The organism is Grimontia sp. THUN1695 (assembly GCF_059704325.2).
In genome coordinates this window covers 476978-495336 of the sequence record NZ_AP046577.1, presented here as the reverse complement: position 1 = coordinate 495336, position 18359 = coordinate 476978, and the positions used below count along the sequence as shown (strand labels likewise).

The window sequence follows — 18359 nt, the reverse complement described above, 5'->3', positions numbered from 1 at the left end:
CTCAGATCCTTATCGGGTTGCATTCAGCAGGGTTTCAAACGTTTCGTTTGCCGCAGTCATGATTCTCGAAGACGCCATATAGGCATGCTGGAATTTCATCATGTTTGCCGCTTCTTCATCGAGGTTGACCCCGGAAATTTCAGCCACGCGCCCTGCGGCGGCGTCATGCTCAACACGGCTGACATCTTCAAGCCGTGCAAAGGAGGTTTTCTGCACGCCCAAATCGGTGTTCAGACCTTCATACACATCAATCAGGCTCGAACGGCCACCATCCATCAGTTTCAGGGTTTGCAGCTTCTGCATCCGGATCAGGTTGCCGTTTTCACCATCAGCGGGCAGCAAGCTGACGGCAAACACATCTTCCGGGGCTGTCCCATCTGTCAGCTCAAAGGTCGTCCCGTTCACTGTGACCGGTGCCGTTGGCGGGTACGCCTGCGGTGCAAGCAGGATATTGCCTTTCATATCCAGCACCGCAAACTGGGTAGCATCCGGTGAAATGGCAACCTGGAATTCCTGCTGTGCGCCGGGTTGGGTCACTTTCAGATCCCCCTGCCCGGTCAATATCGACTTTGAACTGATGTAGCTTTGGGCGGCAATTTTTGCCGGGTCTTCCATCGTGACGTGGATCTGGCCAGCACCCTGCCTGACCGGGCGGATGATCACCCGCTCTCCGGCAACCAGCCCCACATCGACCTGAATACGCAGGCCATCGTAATCAATAGAAGGTGGCGAGCCGGATGGGGTCACCGCTACCGTATTCTTTTCCGGATCAACCAGGATGTATTGGCTGCCATCAAATTTCAGCTGATAATCGCCAATTTTCAGCTGCGCCAAGTCGTCAATATAAACCTTGAGCTCTGCGGTGGAATCTGACGCTTTGACAATACGATCCCGGGCAAAATCATCGCTGTTGAAATCAACAAAGACATTTTCCCCTACCTGCCCCCCAAGATCATAACCTTGCGATTGCAGCTCATTGATTGACATAGCAAATCCGGCAGCAAGGCGACCCAGTTCATCTCGCGCTTGTGCCAGCGTGTTGTCACGGAACTCAAACATCGCGCCCAGCCTGCCGCGGATATCGGCATTATCGATAGGTTTCAGGGCCTGACCTTCCACCAGCGCAGGACGGCGCTTCTGGTGGTCAGGCGTGCCGGGCACAGTTTGCAGTTCGCTCGAGTGCAAACCGGAAACCAGCGTGTGTCCGCTGCCAATAATCACATTGTAAAGCCCGTCATCACGTTGGTTGACGCTCACCTGGGTATATTCTGACAGCTCGTTAATCAGCTTTTGGTGACGGTCAAGCAGGTCATTGTCTGCCGCCTGAGCCTTCAGAATCGCTTTGTGGATATCAACAATCTCCGCACCGATATCATTCATCCGTTGCAGGGTGGCATCGATTTCTACCGTGGTATTGGCTTCTTGGGATTGCAGCACATTGTTGATATCATTCAAGCCTGCTGCAACCAGGCGGGATTTTTCAAGCACCACTTTACGGGCCCCCATATCACTGGGGCTGTCGGCCAATCCTTTTACTGCGCCGTAAAACTCGTTCATGTTCTCGGGAATTTTCTTTGCTGCGTGAGACATCATGTCATCAAGCATAGTGAGTTGGCTGTTGCGGGTTTGGGCATGGGCCAGCGCCGAGGTAGTGATGTTGTATTCGTTGACCGCGAATTTGTCGTAATTCCGGCGAACGGCGGCAGCATGGACACCCTGACCCCATTGGTTTGCCGACCAATAGGCAGAGTCGTTGGCACGCTGCTCAACAGACTGACGGCTATACCCGTCAGTATTCACGTTTGAGATATTGTGACCCGTTGTATTCAGCTGCCGCTGTGCTGTCAAAACGCCCTGGGAACCAAGCGTCAGCAGATCAAACCCCATTATGCCCCCGTATGCGCAAACGCATAACTTACGAAATTATCTGTTGAGCAGAATAATTCAAGAATCATGCCATGGAGTTTTTATGTTTATTTTCAAAATGATAGGAATGTAACGTGATAGAATGGTGGTGTTTTATACATCACATGGCAAAGGGTTGCCGCAATGCCTGTGCCTGCCGGGAATTGGAGGTTGCCGACACTCGCCGCTTGGCGAAAAACATCATGAACTGAGCCAGTGCCACAGGCCAAATGAGAAATTGGGTAACAGATCAATACCGACGAATGACTTCACCAGATACAGGGATGTGATCACCACAGAAAACAGTATAAAACCGCCCAATAACAGAGCGATAATCCGCCCGGCAAAGGCTGCTTTCTGTTCTGTGCGAGTCAGATCCCGTCGGTTGCGGCCGAACAGGAACACCAGATAATAATTCCAGCCAAAGCCCCCTAACAGGGTCCTGAAATCAATCATATGGCGCGCATTGGCCCGTGTCCCAAACCTCAGTTTCAGTTGAAGCAGCTGGGCATCGGTAAATGAGTCAGCAACGTCTTTGGGTGTTTTTTCCAGAAATGCGCGGATAAAAGGATCGCGACGGATAGTTCCTCTGGCATGGTGGGAAAGGGGCTGTGCTGCAGGCTCTGGCCTGTTGTCCTGATTGGATTGCTGTTCTGTCATTTCCCTTCACTTTCCGTTGTCGCCGGGCGTCCATGATTGTCAGGTTGACCGAAACCACACTGTCTGGTGCGTTAACAGCGCAACCACTCCTGTAGCTCCCGTAGCAAATTTATTGCGCCATCATGCCTTTCACACGGTCAAACACACTGAGCACTTTGTCGGCATACTGTGGATCTGTTGCATAACCGGCCTGATGCAAACCCCAGATAAACTGTTCCGGCTCTGCGGTTTGCTGAAGCGCGGTTGCGTATCGCGGGTTACGGTTCAGAAAGCTGACATAGTCAGCAAAACTGTCTTCATAGGAAGGATAAGCGCGGAAGGATGCCATTTCCTGCACGGGGATATCATCATGGAACTCCAGGGTTTGGGTCGCCACCTTGTTTCCTTCCCAGCGCGGATCGGCCTTGATGTTGAAAAGGTTGTGGCTGGAGCCCCGGGCGTTGGCAATCACTTTCTTGCCCCACCCTGTTTCGAGTGCTGCCTGGGCAATCAAAATGGCCGGGTCTGTACCCAATGCGCGTGCTGCTTTTTTCGCATAAGGTGTCAGGCGACTGACAAACTCATCAGGGGTTTCAAACGGTTTGCTGCTTTCCACTGTTGGCGCACTATTCTGTTGAGCCAGCATGTGAGGGCTTGGAATCACCGTGTCGTCAGAAAGTGGAGGCAGCATTTGCTCTGCGGCTTCATCTTCTGTCATGTTCGGTGCGGGTGGCATCGTGGGCTGCAGGCGAATACGTTCGCTGGCGCTGTTGTTGCCGACATCCATCGGTTCGCTGTTTTGTAACCCTTTAAACTGCTGGATAATCAAATCAGCAAGCCCCAGTGAGCCTTCACGGGAAAGGGCACTGGAAAGCTGTTCATCCGCCATTTGCTCATAGAATTTTGAAGTGCGGTTATCGATAAGATCCGACTCGAAGGCTTCATTGGCACTGCGCATCGATTTAAACAGCATTTGCGTAAACAGCGCTTCAAACTGCTCGGCGGCTGCACGCAGGGCATCATCTGATTGCTCACCACTCGCCGCTTTCTGGCGAAGCACATCCAGCCTGCTGAGATCGTGGATAAATCCGGTGTCTAAAGGTGCTTTCATGGCTTAAATCACTATCAGTTGACCGTCGATGGCGCCAGCCTGTTTCAGTGCCTGCAGGATGGCCATCAAATCCGAAGGTGCCGCGCCGACTCCGTTCACAGCTCGGACCAAATCATCCAGTGTGACACCCGGTTTGAAATGGAACATGCGGCCATCTTCCTCTGTGACTTCTACACCGGAATCTGGCACCACCACCGTTTCCCCTCCGGAGAAAGCCCCCGGCTGGCTGACTTGCAGGTTTTCATTAATGGTAACTGTCATACCGCCGTGGGTAATCGCTGCAGGGCGAAGGCGCACATTTTGCCCCACCACGATCGTTCCGGTGCGGCTGTTAACGATGATTTTTGCCGCCGCATCTGCCGGTACGAACTCGAGGTTTTCAACGGTAGACAGGAAGGCAACACGCTGGGACAGATCGCGCGGCGCACGGACACGCACAGAAGCGGCATCCATGGCAGAAGCGGTATTGGGTCCAAGGAAGCTGTTAATGGAATCCGCCATACGCTGGGCAGTAGTAAAATCGGATTCAAACAGGTTAAAGGTAATATGGTCACCCCGGCCAAACGGTGAAGGCACTTCCTGCTCCACGGTGGCACCATTTGTCACCCGACCCACAGTGGGCGTGTTACCGACGATGGATGAACCGTCTGCCCCTTCGGCACTGAAGCCACCGACAATCAGGTTCCCCTGTGCCACTGCATACACTTTACCGTCGAGGCCTTTGAGGAAAGTTTGTACCAGAGTGCCGCCGCGAAGGCTTTTCGCTGAACCAATAGAAGAAACTGTGATGTCAATTTTCTGGCCTTGCTTGGCAAACGGCGGCAATTCGGCACTGACGGCAACAGCCGCGACGTTTTTGGTTTTTGGCTTGGTGCCCGGCGGCAACTGGATGCCGAAGTTTTTCAGCATCGCATTGAAGCTTTGATCGGTAAACGGGGTGCTCTCACCAGTGCCGGCTAAACCGACCACTAACCCGTACCCTACCAACTGGTTACTGCGCACTCCCGCGACTTCCGACACATCTTTAATGCGGGCAGCCTGTGCTGCGGGGGCAATTAACAGGGCAATCAAAAACAGCGTCAGCCAACTCTTCACGTCAAATCTCCGGCAACCGGGTTAGGTACTACAGAACGACATTAAAGAATCGTGCCAAGAATCCCTGATCTTGCGTATCCTGACGATCCCCCGTACCTGAATACTGAATACGTGCGTTGGAAATGCGTGTTGAGGCAATAGTGTTTTCCGGTGTGATGTCGTCCGGACGAATCGTGCCGCTCAAGCGGATATATTCATCGCCAGTGTTCAGTGTCAGCCACTTCTCTCCACGGATCAGCAGGTTGCCGTTAGACATGACATCCACCACTTCCACCGAAATCGAACCGGAAATGCTGTTGCTCTGATCTGCACTGGTTGAGCCACTGGTTGAATTGTCATGGGCAGCGGCATAAGACAGGTTACGCTCGCCGATGGTAATTTCCTCGCCGCCCAATTCCAGGGGATCCATACTCAGGTCGCTGGATTTTGCCGCATCGCTGCTGGCGCTCTTTTTCGCCTGCGTTTTTTCTTCCAGCATCACAGTAACGATGTCGCCAATGCTGCGGGGCTTGGTGTCATCGTAAAGATCCTGCGCACTGACTGCGCTGAACAGGGAACCGGTTGCGGTGGTGTAATGTTCCGGCTGGCGCACAGGATGAAGTGGTGCCCAGTTGGGATCGCCGGCTACCGGATCTTCACGCTCACGCAGCAAGCCAATCAGGCCTTCATTTCCCGGGTTGGTATTACCTTCAACCGCATCCGTTTCCGTTGTTCCCTGCACGACTTCATTCTGGTTTTGTCCCAGCAATGTGTCAGTATCCAACAAGGAACACCCTGATACAGTTGCCAACATCATGGCTGTCGCAATGAGCTTTTTCATCCGCGCGTTACTCCCTTAAAGTTGCTGGTTGACGTAACTCAACATCTGATCGACAGACGAAATCACCTTAGAGTTCATTTCATAAACCCGTTGCGCTTCGATCATGTTCACTAATTCTTCGGTTACGTTAACGTTGGAGGTTTCCAGCATTGACTGTCTGACGCTGCCCAACCCGTCAAGCCCTGGAACACCCTCTTGTGGGTCACCACTGGCGCCTGTGGGCAGGTAAAGATTCTGGCCAATCGGCTCAAGGCCACCCGGGTTGATAAAATCAACCGTGGTGATCTGGCCGAGAATGGCATTTTCCTGTTGTCCACGTAACCTGGCTGAGACTTCACCGTCGGTGCCAACAGTCACCTGAATCGCATCTGGTGGCACAACAATTTCCGGTTCCAACGGATAACCGGCACCGGATGTCACTATCACACCTTCATCGTTCAGGGTGAACTGGCCGTTACGTTGGTAGCCGATATTACCGTCTGGCAGCAAAATCTGGAAGAAACCATCGCCCTCAATCATCAGATCAAGCGCATTATTGGTGGTTTGGACGTTACCATTGGTGTGAACGCGTTGCGTTGCCACCACTTTAGAGCCGGCACCCAGCATCAGGCCGCTAGGCAGTTCCGTGTTCTGGGAGGACTGGCCACCCGGCTGATTGATGTTTTGATAAAACAGATCTTCAAAAACCGCACGGGACTTTTTAAAGCCTACCGTTGAGGCGTTCGCCAGGTTATTCGAAATGGTCGAAATATTGGTCTGTTGTGCGTCCAGGCCAGTTTTACTCACCCATAATGCAGGATGCATACTGAATTCCTCTCAATTAACCCATGCGCAGCAGAGAGTTGGAGGCTTGATCCATTTCCTCTGCGGTTTTCATTAATTTGACTTGCATTTCAAAGTGACGCTGAAGGTCGATAAGCCCGGTCATTTCATTGATAGGGTTGACGTTACTGCCTTCCAGCGCCCCGGTCAGCAGGGAAACGCCTGCGTCAGCTTCAAAAATGGTGCCGGGATTCACCGGTTTGAAGACACCGTTTTTGTCTTTGAAAAGCTCTTCGTTGTTTGGGCGGACAAGCTTAATACGATCCACTTCTTCCATCGCTTCAGGTGGCGCGCCCTGAGGCAACACAGATACCGTGCCGTCAGAGCCGATTTCAATCTTGGATACCGGCAGGGGCAGGAAAATTGGCGCGCCGCCTTCTCCTAAGATCAGGTGACCATGACCGTTTTGCAGCATGCCTGTCTGGTCAACGTTCAGGTTACCCACCCGGGTATACCCTTCCTGACCGGTGCCATCCAATACCGCCAGCCAGCCGTCACCTTTTATTGCCACATCAAGTTCACGGCCAGTGGTAATGGTTGAACCCTGGGCAAAACTGTAACCGGGACGTTCTGTCATGTTGAACACCCGGGTAGGTAAACCTTCACCATATGCCTGCATCGAACGGGCTTGTTCCAGATCGGCGCGAAAGCCGGTAGTGCTGGCATTTGCCAGGTTATTAGCCCGTAGTTGCAATGCTTGCATATCTTGTTTGGCGCCACTCATGGCGAGAAATAATGCGCGATCCATTCAATAGCTCTCCTGTCGCTTATGCAATCAACAAAGCAAGAAGAGTGCCAAAGTATAATCTCACTAATTTACAACATGTTAGGCAGGATTCAAACAACAGAGAAAGGCGGGAAATAGCCATTTTAGGTAAAGAATTGCCGCCCATCGATCGGGCGGCAAAAAGACACACAAACCAATGCTTAACGAATCTGTAGAATGGTTTGCTGCATCTGGTTGCCCACTTCCAGCGAACGGGAGTTGGCCTGGAAGTTACGCTGGGCAGTGATCAGGTCCACCAGCTCCTGGGTCATGTCAATGTTGGATTGTTCGATAGTACCGCTTTTCACTTTACCGAACGCACCCTGCATGGCCTCGCCCCATATTGCTTCACCGGATTGCTGGGTCACTTTCCACTGGGTGTTCCCTGCCTGAGAAAGACCTTGCTGGTTAGAGACCCGCACCATAGCCACACGGCCCAGCGCCACGTTTTCACCGTTGCTGTATGTCGCCATAATGGTGCCTTTCGGGTCAATATCGACTTTCGCCAGATACCCTGTGGTTGCACCATCTTCTGTGAACCTGCGCATCTCGAACGGCGACGCATACTGGGTAGGCTCTTCAAAGTTGATGGTCAGGGATTGAGTCCCATCCGCGCCGTTCATCTCAAGACCAGCACCACCTGGACCAAATTCAACGGTTTGGATGGGTGCACCACCATTGACAGCATTGACTGAACCGTCACTGTTAAACTGGACAGAGTGACCCACTTGGCCACTTGCACTGGTGAATTCACCGGAGGTCAGGCTAAGGGGTTTCTCACCAGTGGCATCTGTCGCTGTGTAATATACCGCCCATTTGTTCGGGGTGACGTTATCTTTGACGTAGTAAGTGGTCAATTTGTATGGTTGGCCCAGTGAGTCAAAAATCGTCGCTGAAGTTGATTTGTTATAGGTATCAGGATCTTCCGGGTTAAACAGAGCAGGGTCTTTTTCCGAACCACCCGCCGGCAAGTTGAGGCCAATCTCGACATTTTCAGACGCTCGGGGTTGGCCAAACTGATCGGGCACGTTCAGTGCCCGTGGTTCAAAAGAGCCAACCTGTAAGGTCTCACTGTCAACGTTGTAACCCAGCAGGAACTGCCCTTCAGAGTTAACGATGTTATTGTCCTTGTCCAGGTGGAAAGCGCCATTGCGGGTCAACACGTTATCCTGGGTCGCCAGCTTGTCATTCGCCACGGAAAAATATCCATTACCGCTGATACGCAAATCCAACGGGTTATTAGTGTAAATACTGGAACCTTCATGAAACTGCTGTGCCACAATCGAGGTTTGTACGCCGCTACCTGTGGTGGTCTTTGCGTTAGAAAAGATAGATGCAGAGTACACATCACCAAACTCAGCACGCGACTCTTTAAAACCAAAAGTATTGGCGTTCGCAATGTTATTACTGGTGGTGTTCATGTCTTTTTGAGCCGCCGCCAGGCCACTCAGTGCGATATTTAAAGCCATTGCTGGAACTCCTCTGTCCTTTTAGCTCTTGCTCACGTTGCCAAGACTGGATTTGCCTACTTCAAGCACTTCGGTGAGTTTGACCGGAGATGCATACCCGGCGATGTTCAACATCACGTTGCCGTCACCATTCCCCAACAAAACACTGTTTACGTTTGCGTAAGTAGAAAGTTCAAGATCCTGAGACTTACCGTCAATGTTGCCACTGACGTTCATGGTGTAATTGCCCTCCGGCAGTGGATTACCGGCATCATCTTTGCCGTCCCACTCGACCCGGTGATCACCAGGCGACTTGGCGCCCATATTGAACGTTCTCAGCAATTCACCACGCGCGTTCTGGATACGAACAATCACATCATTCAGCGCCTGCGGCAGTTTTACCATACCGGCAATGCCACCCTCTGCGGATTTAAACCCTTCGTTGCCCGGCACCAATACATCTTGCCCAACCAGCGAAGAGGCTTGCAGCGCCTGGCTGGATGTCATCGCAGCATTCAGGGAACCAAACTGTTCGTTCATTTTGCCAATACCATCGACAGTCGCGAACGATGCCATCTGGGCAATCATCTGCTCATTGTCCACCGGTTTGAACGGGTCCTGGTTTGCCAGCTGCTTGGTCAGCAGTGACAGGAAGTCTTCTTGCTTAAGGTCAGTCTGGCCAGTGACTTTTTCACCGGTATCACCACGCTCTGCACGTTGTTTTTCTTGCAGCGCTTTGAGCTGGTCGATATAGCTCCCTGTTCCACCTGCGCCGTCAATAGGATTCATAGTGCCGTACTCCTACCATTATTTGCCCATTTGCAGCGTGCGCATCAGCATTTGCTTACTGGCTTCCGCAACTTCTACGTTGGTTTGATAAGAACGGGAGGCCGAAATCATATTGGCCATCTCTTCCATCACGTTGACATTTGGCTTGTAAATATAGCCATCCGCATTCGCCATTGGGTGCTCAGGGTTATACTCTGCGCGCAACGGCTTTTGACTTTCAACAATGCCTTCCACGCGTACTGGTACACTTGCGCCTTGTTGGAAACGGTTAAGTTCAGCGGCAAAGACGGGATGACGCGCTTTGTACGTCTCAGCGGCAGAGCTGCTGACAGAGTTAGCATTCGCTAGGTTACTGGATGTGGTGTTGAGTCGGACTGACTCTGCACTCATGGCAGAACCGGTTACGTTGAACACATTAAAAAGACTCATCCATTATTCCCCTTTCAACGCCTTGGACATGTTTTTGAACTTGGATCCAAGGAAGTCCAATGACGCCTGATACTCAAGCGCGTTTTGCATAAACAGGTTACGCTCTACTTGCGCGTCCACTGTGTTGCCATCGCCGGTATCAGGCTGGTTTGGAATGCGGTACATTTTCTGGCCAGTGATCTGTGAGGAGGCAGGGATATGCCGCTCATTGGTACGACTCAGGCCAAAGTTTGCCCCGGAGGTTGCCGCCTGCAGTGCCTGTTCAAAATCAACATCCTGTGCTTTGTAACCTGGAGTGTTAGCGTTTGCCAGGTTGCTCGCCAGCGTTTCCGCCCGCTGAGCACGCACTCCCACCGTGTGTTGATGAACGCCAAGCGCTTTGTCGAATGTTATCGCCATGTGGCACCTCCAAAATCCTATGTCGGATATTTTGCAAATTGGATGCCAACTTTATCGCCTACACACTTGGGATTATTTATGTTTTAAAGACAATGAATTGAAAAGATTATGGGTAAGTCAGGGAATACAAGTACAAAAAAGCGGCAACTTCTGTGCCGCTTTTTCCTATGAGGAGCTCTGCCTTATTTAAGTTTATAGATAATACCGGGGTTACACCGAATCATCTCAAACCTGTCCGTCAGGCCGGTTAAAGACTCAGACGCCCCCAGCAATAAGTAGCCCCCGGGGTTGAGACTGCCAGCCATCTGGTTGAGCACTTTAGATTTCATCTCTGGAGAGAAATAAATCAATACGTTACGGCAAAAAATGATATCGAATTTGCCAAGCATGCCATAGCTTTCCATCAGGTTTTGTGGTTTGAAAGTGACCATGCGTTTAAGCGTTTCTTTCACTTTCATACGGCCTTCACCGGCATCTTCGAAAAACTGGCGTTTCCGCTCAGGCGATAGACCTCGGCTAAGTGCGAGGTTGTCATAAACACCGGCGCGGCAGTTTTCGAGCATGGTGGACGAAATGTCTGTCGCAGTAATCGAAATATTTCCCAGCATACCCGGTTTTTTCGCCTGTACTTCTTGAATAGTCATGGCAATAGAATACGGCTCCTGTCCTGAAGAACTGGCCGCAGACCAGATTTTGATTGGCCTTTTATTTTGCGCCACTTCCGGCAACAAACGGTTTGCCAATACTTCAAACGGGTAGGCGTCCCGAAACCACAAGGTTTCATTTGTCGTCATGGCGTCAATGGCTGACACCGCCAAATCGCGGTTACGGTTTGTTAGAACAAGTTGAAACAGCTCGGACATCGAGGCCAGTTTGTAGCGAGTAAGAAGCGGGCTGAGTCGGCTTCTTACAAGGTACTGCTTACTGTCGCCCAACACGATGCCGCATTTGTTTTCGAGATATTTACAAAAATCACGATACTCTTGATCTGTAATCGCTATATTCGTCATGGATTAGTCTTCTTGACCTTTTACCGCGCTCATCACAGCTGCACCCAGTTCATCTGGGTCAAACTTGGCAATGAATGCATCTGCCCCAACGCGCTTCACCATCGCTTCATTGAAGACACCACTTAATGAGGAGTGCAATACTACATGAAGATCTTTGAGGTTAGCATCTTTTTTAATTTCAGTTGTTAAGGTGTAGCCGTCCATCTCTGGCATCTCAATATCAGAGATAACAAGCGCCAAATCGCTGATGGTACCGTCTGCCGTCATACCCTGCAGTTTTTCGAGGGCATCGCGACCATCGTGGGCAAGCAAGACATTGTAACCAATACTTTCTACGGCCCGCTTCACCTGACGGCGCGCGACGCTCGAGTCATCCGCAACTAACACAGTGGTTGGCTCTGAGCCTCCTTCTTCGAACACAGGCTTGTTCGCCAACAGTTCTTCACTGATTTCTTCATTGACAGGCGAAATCTGGTTCAGGATTTTTTCAACATCAAGGATCTCGACAAGCTCACCCTCGATTTCAGTGACTGCGGTCAGGTAGTTAGAGCTACCAGTACCTTCTGGTGGTGGCAAAATCGCTTCCCAATGCATGTTAACAATCCGCTCGACAGAGCCGACTAAAAAACCTTGGGTTGAACGGTTGAACTCAGAAATGATGATAAAACGGTTTTCCGGATCCGTGATAGGCAACCCCCCCGTCGCAAGGCTCATATCAATAACTGAGATAGTTTGCCCACGGATGTGAGCAACCCCCTTTACGAGTGGATGGAGATTTGGCATGGAAGTCAGCTTAGGGCACTGGAGTACTTCCTTTACTTTAAAAACGTTGATGCCGTATCGCTGCTTACGCATCAAACGAAAGGTCAACAGCTCCAAGCGGTTTTGTCCGACCAGTTGGGTACGCTGATTGACCGTATCAAGAATCCCCGACATAAGATAAACTCCATTTGCCCTGTTCTAGTTATCGTATTGCAGCAAGCAACTTCATTGTTCCACACATGTTGGCATGCGAATTGAAAGACTCACTGCATCTAAATTCACCACACTAACCAATATGTGACATATGTGTTATCAACGATTAGTCTGGCTCTTTATCGGCACATTTATTTATAGCTTTAGCTCAATTATAGCCGCTGCACCGTCAAGTCAACTCGATACAGTAAAAGAAGCTGCCGAAACGTATGTCGAGACACTGATCACTGCACCGGAATATGGTGAACTTGAGGTCCGTGCTGGCAATCTGGATAGCCGGTTACAGCTTTCCCACTGTCCTTCGCCTTTGCAAACAGAGGTGCCGGGCCGCCAATCCCTCAACAAAAGTGTGACCGTTCTGGTGAGCTGCAAAGAAGATAACTGGCAGGTTTATGTGCCCGTACAGATCCGCTTGCTGACACCGGTTGTTGTGGCAAAAAGGCCACTTGATCGTGGCGTGACGATTGCCAAAGAGGATCTGATTATTCAACTGGTCGATGCCCGCTTCCAGCGCGGTCAAACGTATACTGACAACGCCACCCTTCTCGGTTCCCGGGTTAAGCGTGTTGTGGGGATTGGCGAACCCATCAGCGGCAATGATATTTGTATGGTTTGCCGCAATGACGAGGTTATCATCACAGCTATGGGTAACGGACTGAATATTATTGCAAAAGGTACAGCATTAAGTGACGGCGCTCTCGGAGAACAAATTAAAGTCCGCAACACTAAGTCGAACCGAATCGTCGATGGTACAATTACGGCAGTCGGTCAGGTGATAGTAAAATTCTAACAAGGCACAATTAAGTGCTAAAGTTCATAGTAATGCGGCCGATACCGTGAGCAACAGAAGGTTCGGACAAAGATAAGGCTTTATTATGGCAAGTATCGATCATCTGCGTTCTGGTCAGCCATTGAGCACGAGCAGAAGCAACCAAAGCAAGACCCAAAGCAGTCCCGCTGAAAACAGCTCGGCTGGTGAAGTACGCAATCATCGTGGCGATGCGTTTTCTATGAGTGACGAAAGCCGTGCAATTGGCGCACTAAACCAGCAGATGGCCAGTGAAACACATTTCGACAGCGCCAAGGTAGCAGCTATCAAAGCCGCTATCGCAAATGGCTCTTACAAAGTCGACGCCGATCGGCTGGCTGAAAACATGATGAAACACGAAGACGATCTTCGTGGGATGAAATAACTTACCATGTCTGAAGCCTTCACTTTTGAGCAACTTCTTCAGGTTCAGGCAGACAACGTCAACGCGCTGCTAGACGTTATGGAACAGGAAACCACGGCCATTGCCTCCAGAAAAGCTGCCGATATTGATGCCTGCGCCAAACAAAAGCTCTCTCTGATCCAAGCTATCCAGTTACGAGATGCCCAACTGGCAAAATGCCCAGAGCTGCAATCGTTATCTGACGATAACCAAGCAATGATTGCCACAATCCAGTCTTCCCTGGAAAAATGCCACCAGCTAAACGACATGAATGGCGTCGCGCTGCAACGGGCTCAGTTGAGCATGCACAAACTTCGTAACCTGTTCCAGGAAGCTGCCGGTAAAAATGAAATGACTTATGATGCCGATGGTCAGGCATCTGGCAGTCGCACACTCGGCACCAACATCAAAGCCTAATTTCGTCCAAAAACCTTCACAAACGCATCAAAAAAAGCTGCTTAATGCAGCTTTTTTCGTATATATAAACCTTAGAGGATTTTGACTCTCAGAAAATGATCGCATCGTTTCTCGGCACATGGTGCGACTCACCGTACTCAGACATTTTCTTCATCTTACGTAAATTCAGTTGAAGTTCAGTCACATAGCTATCACCTACTTTATAGCTGGCGACCACTTCTGCCGCACGAATGATGCCATCTGATGCCCCGTGGGTTTTGTCCTCGCCAAGCTGTTGATCATCAATTTGGGTATTGCCGCCAACACGGATCCCATAAACTTGTTCTGACAGTTCTTTGTACGCTTCCAACTTCGAGGCGCGCATTGCTCGAAACTGCTTCTCTTCTTCCGTTTCGCCCCGTTGAGCACTGATTGACGCTGTCCCCACCGCAGTCAACAACTCATCTGAACGAATTTGGGTAATAGGTTGGCAAGCGGTCAATATCAGCAGTATTGCCAGGGATAACCAGGTTTTCATACTCGCTCCTGAGCTATGGTTTCAAAATAATGGTATCGGTGGGGTGCTTGCGCTGATCACCACGAATGATCACGCCGTCTTCAATACGCACTTTACGTAATGTATCAATATCACGTCCTATACGGTCGGAAGGAAGAAAGCCCTGTGCCGACGCAACAACCACACGGGAGCGCATGCCAATAATCCTTGCGTTGACCAACACACCGCCGCCTTGACGCAACATGGTGCCCGTCAACACGTAATCAATTTGTTGCTCAGGGTGCAGTTCTTTCCAATCACGGCTTAGAGAAAAATCACCTTCTTTGGTCACACGGATAGACCCAGTATTTTTAAAGTCGATAAGCGTGAACCCGCGTCTCTGCATCTGGTAGATCATGCCTTCAGTCACGGAATTCCCCAGCCAGTTGGTTTCATCCATTTCTTCAACATCAACAAAAGAGACCACCGCCATCGGGGTTCTTGCTGTCAGATAGTTGTTGGTTTCCAGCAACTCATCCGCCAAACCGTCGATAAAGTAATCCAACGTGTGTCGTGGGGTTTGCTGCAACAGAAACTTGCTCCCCGAGTACGGCTCTTTACCGTTATAGATTGGGTGATAAGCGCAAGATACGGTTGCTAGACTCAGTAATATCACTATCCAGTTTTTCATTATCGTCTGGCTCCGGACACATTTAAAGACTGACCTATGACTCACAGAAGCCCAGTCCACGGTACTTCCCTGATTTCGGGAACATTATTTGCATTCAGTGGTTATGTTTTCGCTTTTTCGGCTAACCACCTTGCCGCTTTTTGAGCGATGTATTCTGGTCTAGCAATTTTTATACCTATTATTGGAACCCTAGGTTATGTGCAAAAGAATTATTAAACCTCTGGTCGCTTGTATCGCGCTGGCATCCGCGTCTGTCAACGCCGCATGGTATGAAGTTACCGGGATTAGTACAGTGTTAGAGAGTGAAGAACAAGCAAGAGAACGCGCCCTTGAAGATGTGATTTATCAAGCATTAAAATTCTCCGGTGCTGATATCGCCGGCCTGACGGCAATTCGTCCTTATTTAAAAGAAGCCAAAGACAACTACTTATTCAGTGGCGACGAGATCCGCCACATTCAGGTACTGGAAACGAAAGAAAGAGGCGGTGTCATGAAATTGACAGCGCGGATAGACATCTACCCGACGGCAAATGCTTGCCACAAGCACCAATACAAAAAAGGGCTGTTGATGGGAAGGTTTGACATTGTCTCTCCCCAACATGCGGCCTTGGGTGGCATTTTTCAGTTTGGTGATGACTTCACGGTTCTTTTACAGCGCCAGTTTGAAACCCAGGGACAAAGCTTTGTCGTTCAGGGGATCACGCCCTACACCATTTCCCCTACCCAGCCAGATGTTGCCGCGATGGTGGCCGAGGATACAGGCGCACAATATCTGCTTGTTGGTACCATCACAGACATGACAGCCACCATCGATCAAAAGCTACTGAGAAAAGATCAGACAAACCGGCAACTGGCACTTTCTATTGATGTGCTGGATGGAAAATCCGGTGAGGTGATTTATCAGAACATCTATCGTGACATCGCCGCCTGGCCATTTGAACGCAACAGTAAAGTCGATACCAAAACGGCGCGCTTCTGGGCTTCACCCTACGGAGAAATGGCGCAGCGTATGAGTCGCAATATCTTACTGGATTTGGAAAGCAACCTAGCCTGCCGAGCAGCAACACCGGAGATCGTTTCCATTAACAGACAAACAGGGCAAATCAATGCCGGGCGTATCCATGGTGTGAAGCATGGCGACAAATTGGCCGTATGGCACAACGCTTCGTTTACCGACCAATACGGCATGTACCGCACCCAGTTGAAGAAAAGTGAAATCGAGCTGACTGTCACCCGGGTTTATGAAAGCTCTGCAGAAGTGGCCGTAGCACCGGTAGAATTTGGCGCCAGCATCCAGATCGGTGATTTGGTGACCAAACACACACAGTAATACTCTTAAAGCCTTAACGTTGGGAAACAATTGGGTATACTAACAGCCCGGCACTGCATTACCCAGAATCGGTGCCCAATGCTCTCATAGCTCAACAGGATAGAGCAGTCGCCTCCTAAGCGACCGATCGGGGTTCGAGTCCCTGTGGGAGCGCCATTGATTCCACCAATAGTTATCAGCTTCATCTATTTTCCTTACAGACATTGACCCAACAACAATTCTGTTTTTAATCGCATCAGGCAACAAAAACGCCCGCAAAAGCAGGCGTTTGTGAGCGTCTATTATTCCGAACCGTTATTTGATGGTGAAAGGAATAGTCAGGGTGACTTTGATATCACTCTCGTCTTGGAACAAGTTAGTGTATGGGGCCCAGTTGCCCGCATCTGTGTCATTCACGTACTCAGTGTAATACATACCAAGGTTAGCACCTTTCAGGGCACCATTTTGGATCGCATAGTTAGCAAACACACTGCCTGCATACTCAAATAGGTCATCTACACCGGCAATGTCAGGAGACGCTATACCAAATGCGCCACTGATACCTGCACTGAAACCAGGCGCACCTAAATCAGTGAAGTCACGTGCGACAGAAGCAAATGCGGCAAACTCACCATCATGGTTAAAGTCAGAACGGTTGTTCCACCAGATGTCATAAGTACCGTTTGAGCCACCGTAAGCCTTAGTCAAACGGTAAGACATGTTACCAACCAAAGAAGCATCTTTGTCTTCTGCAACCGTATAAGTTGCTTCTGCACGCACATTGTATGCGCCGAAAGATTTCGCAGACAGGAACGCCACCTGGAACGCTGTGCTGTCAAATTGACCATCATCATCTACGACATAAAGTTGTGGTGACAAATACAGGCCACCGTCAGTGGTGTATTTCACTTTTACGTGCGCGTTTTTACGGTCACCGTCAGTCAGACCTGCGTATGCTGCGTCAATCAGAAGACCATTGTCAAAGGTGTAACGACCACCAACAGAGAATGCATCGCCGGCATCGGTCTTGCCGTCTGCTTCGCGGAACTCATAACTGTCTTTGAACCAAGGTGCTTTGTATTCTGTTGCGTAAACAAAACCTAGTTGCAGGTTGTTTAGGTTAAAACCAATTTCACCACCGGTATAAGTACCTGCCGCATATGACCAGTTAACACCGATCGCACCAGGGACAGATGGCTGGAACCAACCTGCTTTTGCGGTCACGTTATCACCAAACTTGAACTTTGCAGCTGCAGTTTGAACTGATACACCATTATCGGTACAGCTTGAATCCCATGTACCTCCACAACCGGTATCTGCATCAGGCTGCATGTCGTAGGGGTTGTTAACGTTCCAGAAGTTCATTTCATGGTCTGGACTGCCATTATTGTATAAATCAAACGTGCTATACACATTCAAGTCAAGACCAGCGACATCGCCCACATAACCGGAAGCGAAGCCTAGGTTCATCATTACTGAACCATGGTCTAGGTTAGTCTTTTTAGGCGTGTCTTGACCTGTCTTAGCATCAAAGTCACCACGAGTGCGATCACGGAACCAGAAATTGATGCCACCGGAGATGGATGAATCATCAAAGAAGCCTTCGGCCTGTGCAGTAGGCGCTGTAACCATTGAGGCACCAGCAATCACGCCGACAACTGCCATACTGAGCATAGAGCGCTTGAATAGCTTTTCCATGGAATACTCCTAAAATTTCAATTTATACCGATGGAGAGTTCGTCATCCTTCATTGGCCGCCGAGAATAACGACACCGGTTTGGTTTATTGATTTCATGGTATCAACGAAGCTAAAGCTTAATTCGGAGCGATAAAAATAAAACCTGAGGCTTGAAGAAGTTTGAAATGCTTCAAAATCAAAGCATAAATTAATATATTGCCATTTAAATCAATGATTTAAATAAATACAAAAACATAAAAGAAAGGTGAATTTTACCTTTCTCTTCCTTCAACAGATCTGTATCACGAAAAAAACGTGCAAATGTGGAATCCTTTTTATATTGAGAAAGAAGTAATCTCTTATAAATTGA

At 49.8% G+C, this 18359-nt stretch carries 20 protein-coding genes and 1 tRNA gene; 5 read left to right on the top strand and 16 right to left on the bottom strand.

Features of this window, described 5'->3' with window-relative positions; all coding sequences use genetic code 11:
- Nucleotides 1–9 precede the first annotated feature (9 nt).
- From flgK to AC6IB1_RS05745, 13 genes are all read right to left on the bottom strand, one after another.
- Nucleotides 10–1887 (bottom strand): flagellar hook-associated protein FlgK, encoded by a 1878-nt coding sequence (gene flgK / locus AC6IB1_RS05805; protein WP_497568192.1) that lies wholly within the window; start codon nt 1885–1887, stop codon nt 10–12.
- Nucleotides 1888–2106: 219 nt separating this feature from the next.
- On the bottom strand, nt 2107–2565 hold the full coding sequence (locus AC6IB1_RS05800; RefSeq protein ID WP_497568191.1) for a hypothetical protein: 459 nt from the start codon (nt 2563–2565) through the stop codon (nt 2107–2109).
- A 109-nt stretch (nt 2566–2674) separates the two neighbouring features.
- Nucleotides 2675–3655, bottom strand: coding sequence for a flagellar assembly peptidoglycan hydrolase FlgJ (gene flgJ / locus AC6IB1_RS05795; protein ID WP_497568190.1), 981 nt, complete (start codon nt 3653–3655; stop codon nt 2675–2677).
- A 3-nt stretch (nt 3656–3658) separates the two neighbouring features.
- On the bottom strand, nt 3659–4750 hold the full coding sequence (locus AC6IB1_RS05790) for a flagellar basal body P-ring protein FlgI (protein WP_114994889.1): 1092 nt from the start codon (nt 4748–4750) through the stop codon (nt 3659–3661).
- Between the two features lie 28 nt (nt 4751–4778).
- Nucleotides 4779–5570: a flagellar basal body L-ring protein FlgH gene (gene flgH, locus AC6IB1_RS05785; protein WP_497568189.1), complete on the bottom strand. Its 792-nt coding sequence runs from the start codon at nt 5568–5570 to the stop codon at nt 4779–4781.
- 15 nt (nt 5571–5585) lie between these two features.
- Nucleotides 5586–6374, bottom strand: a complete 789-nt coding sequence (flgG, locus tag AC6IB1_RS05780) for a flagellar basal-body rod protein FlgG (RefSeq protein WP_005506689.1) — start codon at nt 6372–6374, stop codon at nt 5586–5588.
- A 16-nt stretch (nt 6375–6390) separates the two neighbouring features.
- Entirely contained in the window at nt 6391–7140 is a 750-nt protein-coding gene (flgF, locus tag AC6IB1_RS05775) for a flagellar basal-body rod protein FlgF (RefSeq protein ID WP_497568188.1), read from the bottom strand.
- Between the two features lie 179 nt (nt 7141–7319).
- Nucleotides 7320–8627 carry a flagellar hook protein FlgE gene (flgE, locus tag AC6IB1_RS05770; RefSeq protein ID WP_005506691.1) on the bottom strand — a complete coding sequence of 436 codons (1308 nt, stop codon included), beginning with the start codon at nt 8625–8627 and terminating at the stop codon, nt 7320–7322.
- 21 nt (nt 8628–8648) lie between these two features.
- On the bottom strand, nt 8649–9395 hold the full coding sequence (gene flgD / locus AC6IB1_RS05765; RefSeq protein ID WP_497568187.1) for a flagellar hook assembly protein FlgD: 747 nt from the start codon (nt 9393–9395) through the stop codon (nt 8649–8651).
- An 18-nt stretch (nt 9396–9413) separates the two neighbouring features.
- Complete coding sequence (gene flgC / locus AC6IB1_RS05760; RefSeq protein WP_497568186.1) at nt 9414–9824, bottom strand: flagellar basal body rod protein FlgC; 411 nt, start codon at nt 9822–9824, stop codon at nt 9414–9416.
- Nucleotides 9825–9827: 3 nt separating this feature from the next.
- Complete coding sequence (gene flgB / locus AC6IB1_RS05755) at nt 9828–10223, bottom strand: flagellar basal body rod protein FlgB (RefSeq protein WP_005506694.1); 396 nt, start codon at nt 10221–10223, stop codon at nt 9828–9830.
- A gap of 182 nt (nt 10224–10405) precedes the next feature.
- Nucleotides 10406–11233, bottom strand: a complete 828-nt coding sequence (locus AC6IB1_RS05750) for a CheR family methyltransferase (RefSeq protein ID WP_497568185.1) — start codon at nt 11231–11233, stop codon at nt 10406–10408.
- Between the two features lie 3 nt (nt 11234–11236).
- Nucleotides 11237–12169 carry a chemotaxis protein CheV gene (locus AC6IB1_RS05745; RefSeq protein WP_005506696.1) on the bottom strand — a complete coding sequence of 311 codons (933 nt, stop codon included), beginning with the start codon at nt 12167–12169 and terminating at the stop codon, nt 11237–11239.
- Nucleotides 12170–12299: 130 nt separating this feature from the next.
- On the opposite strand from AC6IB1_RS05745, the gene flgA reads away from it, so the two are divergent.
- The 3 genes from flgA (at nt 12300) to AC6IB1_RS05730 (ending at nt 13836) form a co-directional block, all read left to right on the top strand.
- A complete protein-coding gene (gene flgA / locus AC6IB1_RS05740) occupies nt 12300–12998 on the top strand; it encodes a flagellar basal body P-ring formation chaperone FlgA (RefSeq protein WP_497568184.1) in 699 nt (232 codons plus the stop codon).
- Between the two features lie 85 nt (nt 12999–13083).
- Entirely contained in the window at nt 13084–13401 is a 318-nt protein-coding gene (flgM, locus tag AC6IB1_RS05735; RefSeq protein ID WP_497568183.1) for a flagellar biosynthesis anti-sigma factor FlgM, read from the top strand.
- A gap of 6 nt (nt 13402–13407) precedes the next feature.
- The gene (locus AC6IB1_RS05730; RefSeq protein ID WP_497568182.1) at nt 13408–13836 is read left to right on the top strand and encodes a flagella synthesis protein FlgN; all 429 of its coding nucleotides are present in this window, start codon (nt 13408–13410) and stop codon (nt 13834–13836) included.
- A gap of 88 nt (nt 13837–13924) precedes the next feature.
- Here the strand turns inward: AC6IB1_RS05730 and AC6IB1_RS05725 are convergent, their stop codons facing one another.
- Together AC6IB1_RS05725 and AC6IB1_RS05720 are read right to left on the bottom strand one after the other, a co-directional pair.
- Entirely contained in the window at nt 13925–14353 is a 429-nt protein-coding gene (locus tag AC6IB1_RS05725) for an LPP20 family lipoprotein (protein WP_497568181.1), read from the bottom strand.
- A 13-nt stretch (nt 14354–14366) separates the two neighbouring features.
- Nucleotides 14367–15002: a FlgO family outer membrane protein gene (locus AC6IB1_RS05720; protein WP_115659524.1), complete on the bottom strand. Its 636-nt coding sequence runs from the start codon at nt 15000–15002 to the stop codon at nt 14367–14369.
- Nucleotides 15003–15198: 196 nt separating this feature from the next.
- Here AC6IB1_RS05720 and AC6IB1_RS05715 point away from each other — a divergent pair, with 196 nt between their 5' ends.
- Nucleotides 15199–16332 (top strand): flagella assembly protein FlgT, encoded by a 1134-nt coding sequence (locus AC6IB1_RS05715; protein WP_497568180.1) that lies wholly within the window; start codon nt 15199–15201, stop codon nt 16330–16332.
- An 80-nt stretch (nt 16333–16412) separates the two neighbouring features.
- Nucleotides 16413–16488 (top strand) — tRNA-Arg (locus tag AC6IB1_RS05710).
- A 138-nt stretch (nt 16489–16626) separates the two neighbouring features.
- On the opposite strand, the gene AC6IB1_RS05705 is transcribed toward AC6IB1_RS05710, so the two are convergent.
- Entirely contained in the window at nt 16627–18009 is a 1383-nt protein-coding gene (locus tag AC6IB1_RS05705) for an OprD family outer membrane porin (RefSeq protein WP_497568179.1), read from the bottom strand.
- Nucleotides 18010–18359: the final 350 nt, after the last annotated feature.

Coding starts and splice junctions, on each gene's coding strand:
- flgK (WP_497568192.1), bottom strand. CDS start 1,887: ATGGGGTTTGATCTGCTGACGCTTGGTTCCCAGGGCGTTTTGACAGCA.
- AC6IB1_RS05800 (WP_497568191.1), bottom strand. CDS start 2,565: ATGACAGAACAGCAATCCAATCAGGACAACAGGCCAGAGCCTGCAGCA.
- flgJ (WP_497568190.1), bottom strand. CDS start 3,655: ATGAAAGCACCTTTAGACACCGGATTTATCCACGATCTCAGCAGGCTG.
- flgH (WP_497568189.1), bottom strand. CDS start 5,570: ATGAAAAAGCTCATTGCGACAGCCATGATGTTGGCAACTGTATCAGGG.
- flgG (WP_005506689.1), bottom strand. CDS start 6,374: ATGCATCCTGCATTATGGGTGAGTAAAACTGGCCTGGACGCACAACAG.
- flgF (WP_497568188.1), bottom strand. CDS start 7,140: ATGGATCGCGCATTATTTCTCGCCATGAGTGGCGCCAAACAAGATATG.
- flgE (WP_005506691.1), bottom strand. CDS start 8,627: ATGGCTTTAAATATCGCACTGAGTGGCCTGGCGGCGGCTCAAAAAGAC.
- flgD (WP_497568187.1), bottom strand. CDS start 9,395: ATGAATCCTATTGACGGCGCAGGTGGAACAGGGAGCTATATCGACCAG.
- flgC (WP_497568186.1), bottom strand. CDS start 9,824: ATGAGTCTTTTTAATGTGTTCAACGTAACCGGTTCTGCCATGAGTGCA.
- flgB (WP_005506694.1), bottom strand. CDS start 10,223: ATGGCGATAACATTCGACAAAGCGCTTGGCGTTCATCAACACACGGTG.
- AC6IB1_RS05750 (WP_497568185.1), bottom strand. CDS start 11,233: ATGACGAATATAGCGATTACAGATCAAGAGTATCGTGATTTTTGTAAA.
- AC6IB1_RS05745 (WP_005506696.1), bottom strand. CDS start 12,169: ATGTCGGGGATTCTTGATACGGTCAATCAGCGTACCCAACTGGTCGGA.
- flgA (WP_497568184.1), top strand. CDS start 12,300: ATGTGTTATCAACGATTAGTCTGGCTCTTTATCGGCACATTTATTTAT.
- flgM (WP_497568183.1), top strand. CDS start 13,084: ATGGCAAGTATCGATCATCTGCGTTCTGGTCAGCCATTGAGCACGAGC.
- AC6IB1_RS05730 (WP_497568182.1), top strand. CDS start 13,408: ATGTCTGAAGCCTTCACTTTTGAGCAACTTCTTCAGGTTCAGGCAGAC.
- AC6IB1_RS05725 (WP_497568181.1), bottom strand. CDS start 14,353: ATGAAAACCTGGTTATCCCTGGCAATACTGCTGATATTGACCGCTTGC.
- AC6IB1_RS05720 (WP_115659524.1), bottom strand. CDS start 15,002: ATGAAAAACTGGATAGTGATATTACTGAGTCTAGCAACCGTATCTTGC.
- AC6IB1_RS05715 (WP_497568180.1), top strand. CDS start 15,199: ATGTGCAAAAGAATTATTAAACCTCTGGTCGCTTGTATCGCGCTGGCA.
- AC6IB1_RS05705 (WP_497568179.1), bottom strand. CDS start 18,009: ATGGAAAAGCTATTCAAGCGCTCTATGCTCAGTATGGCAGTTGTCGGC.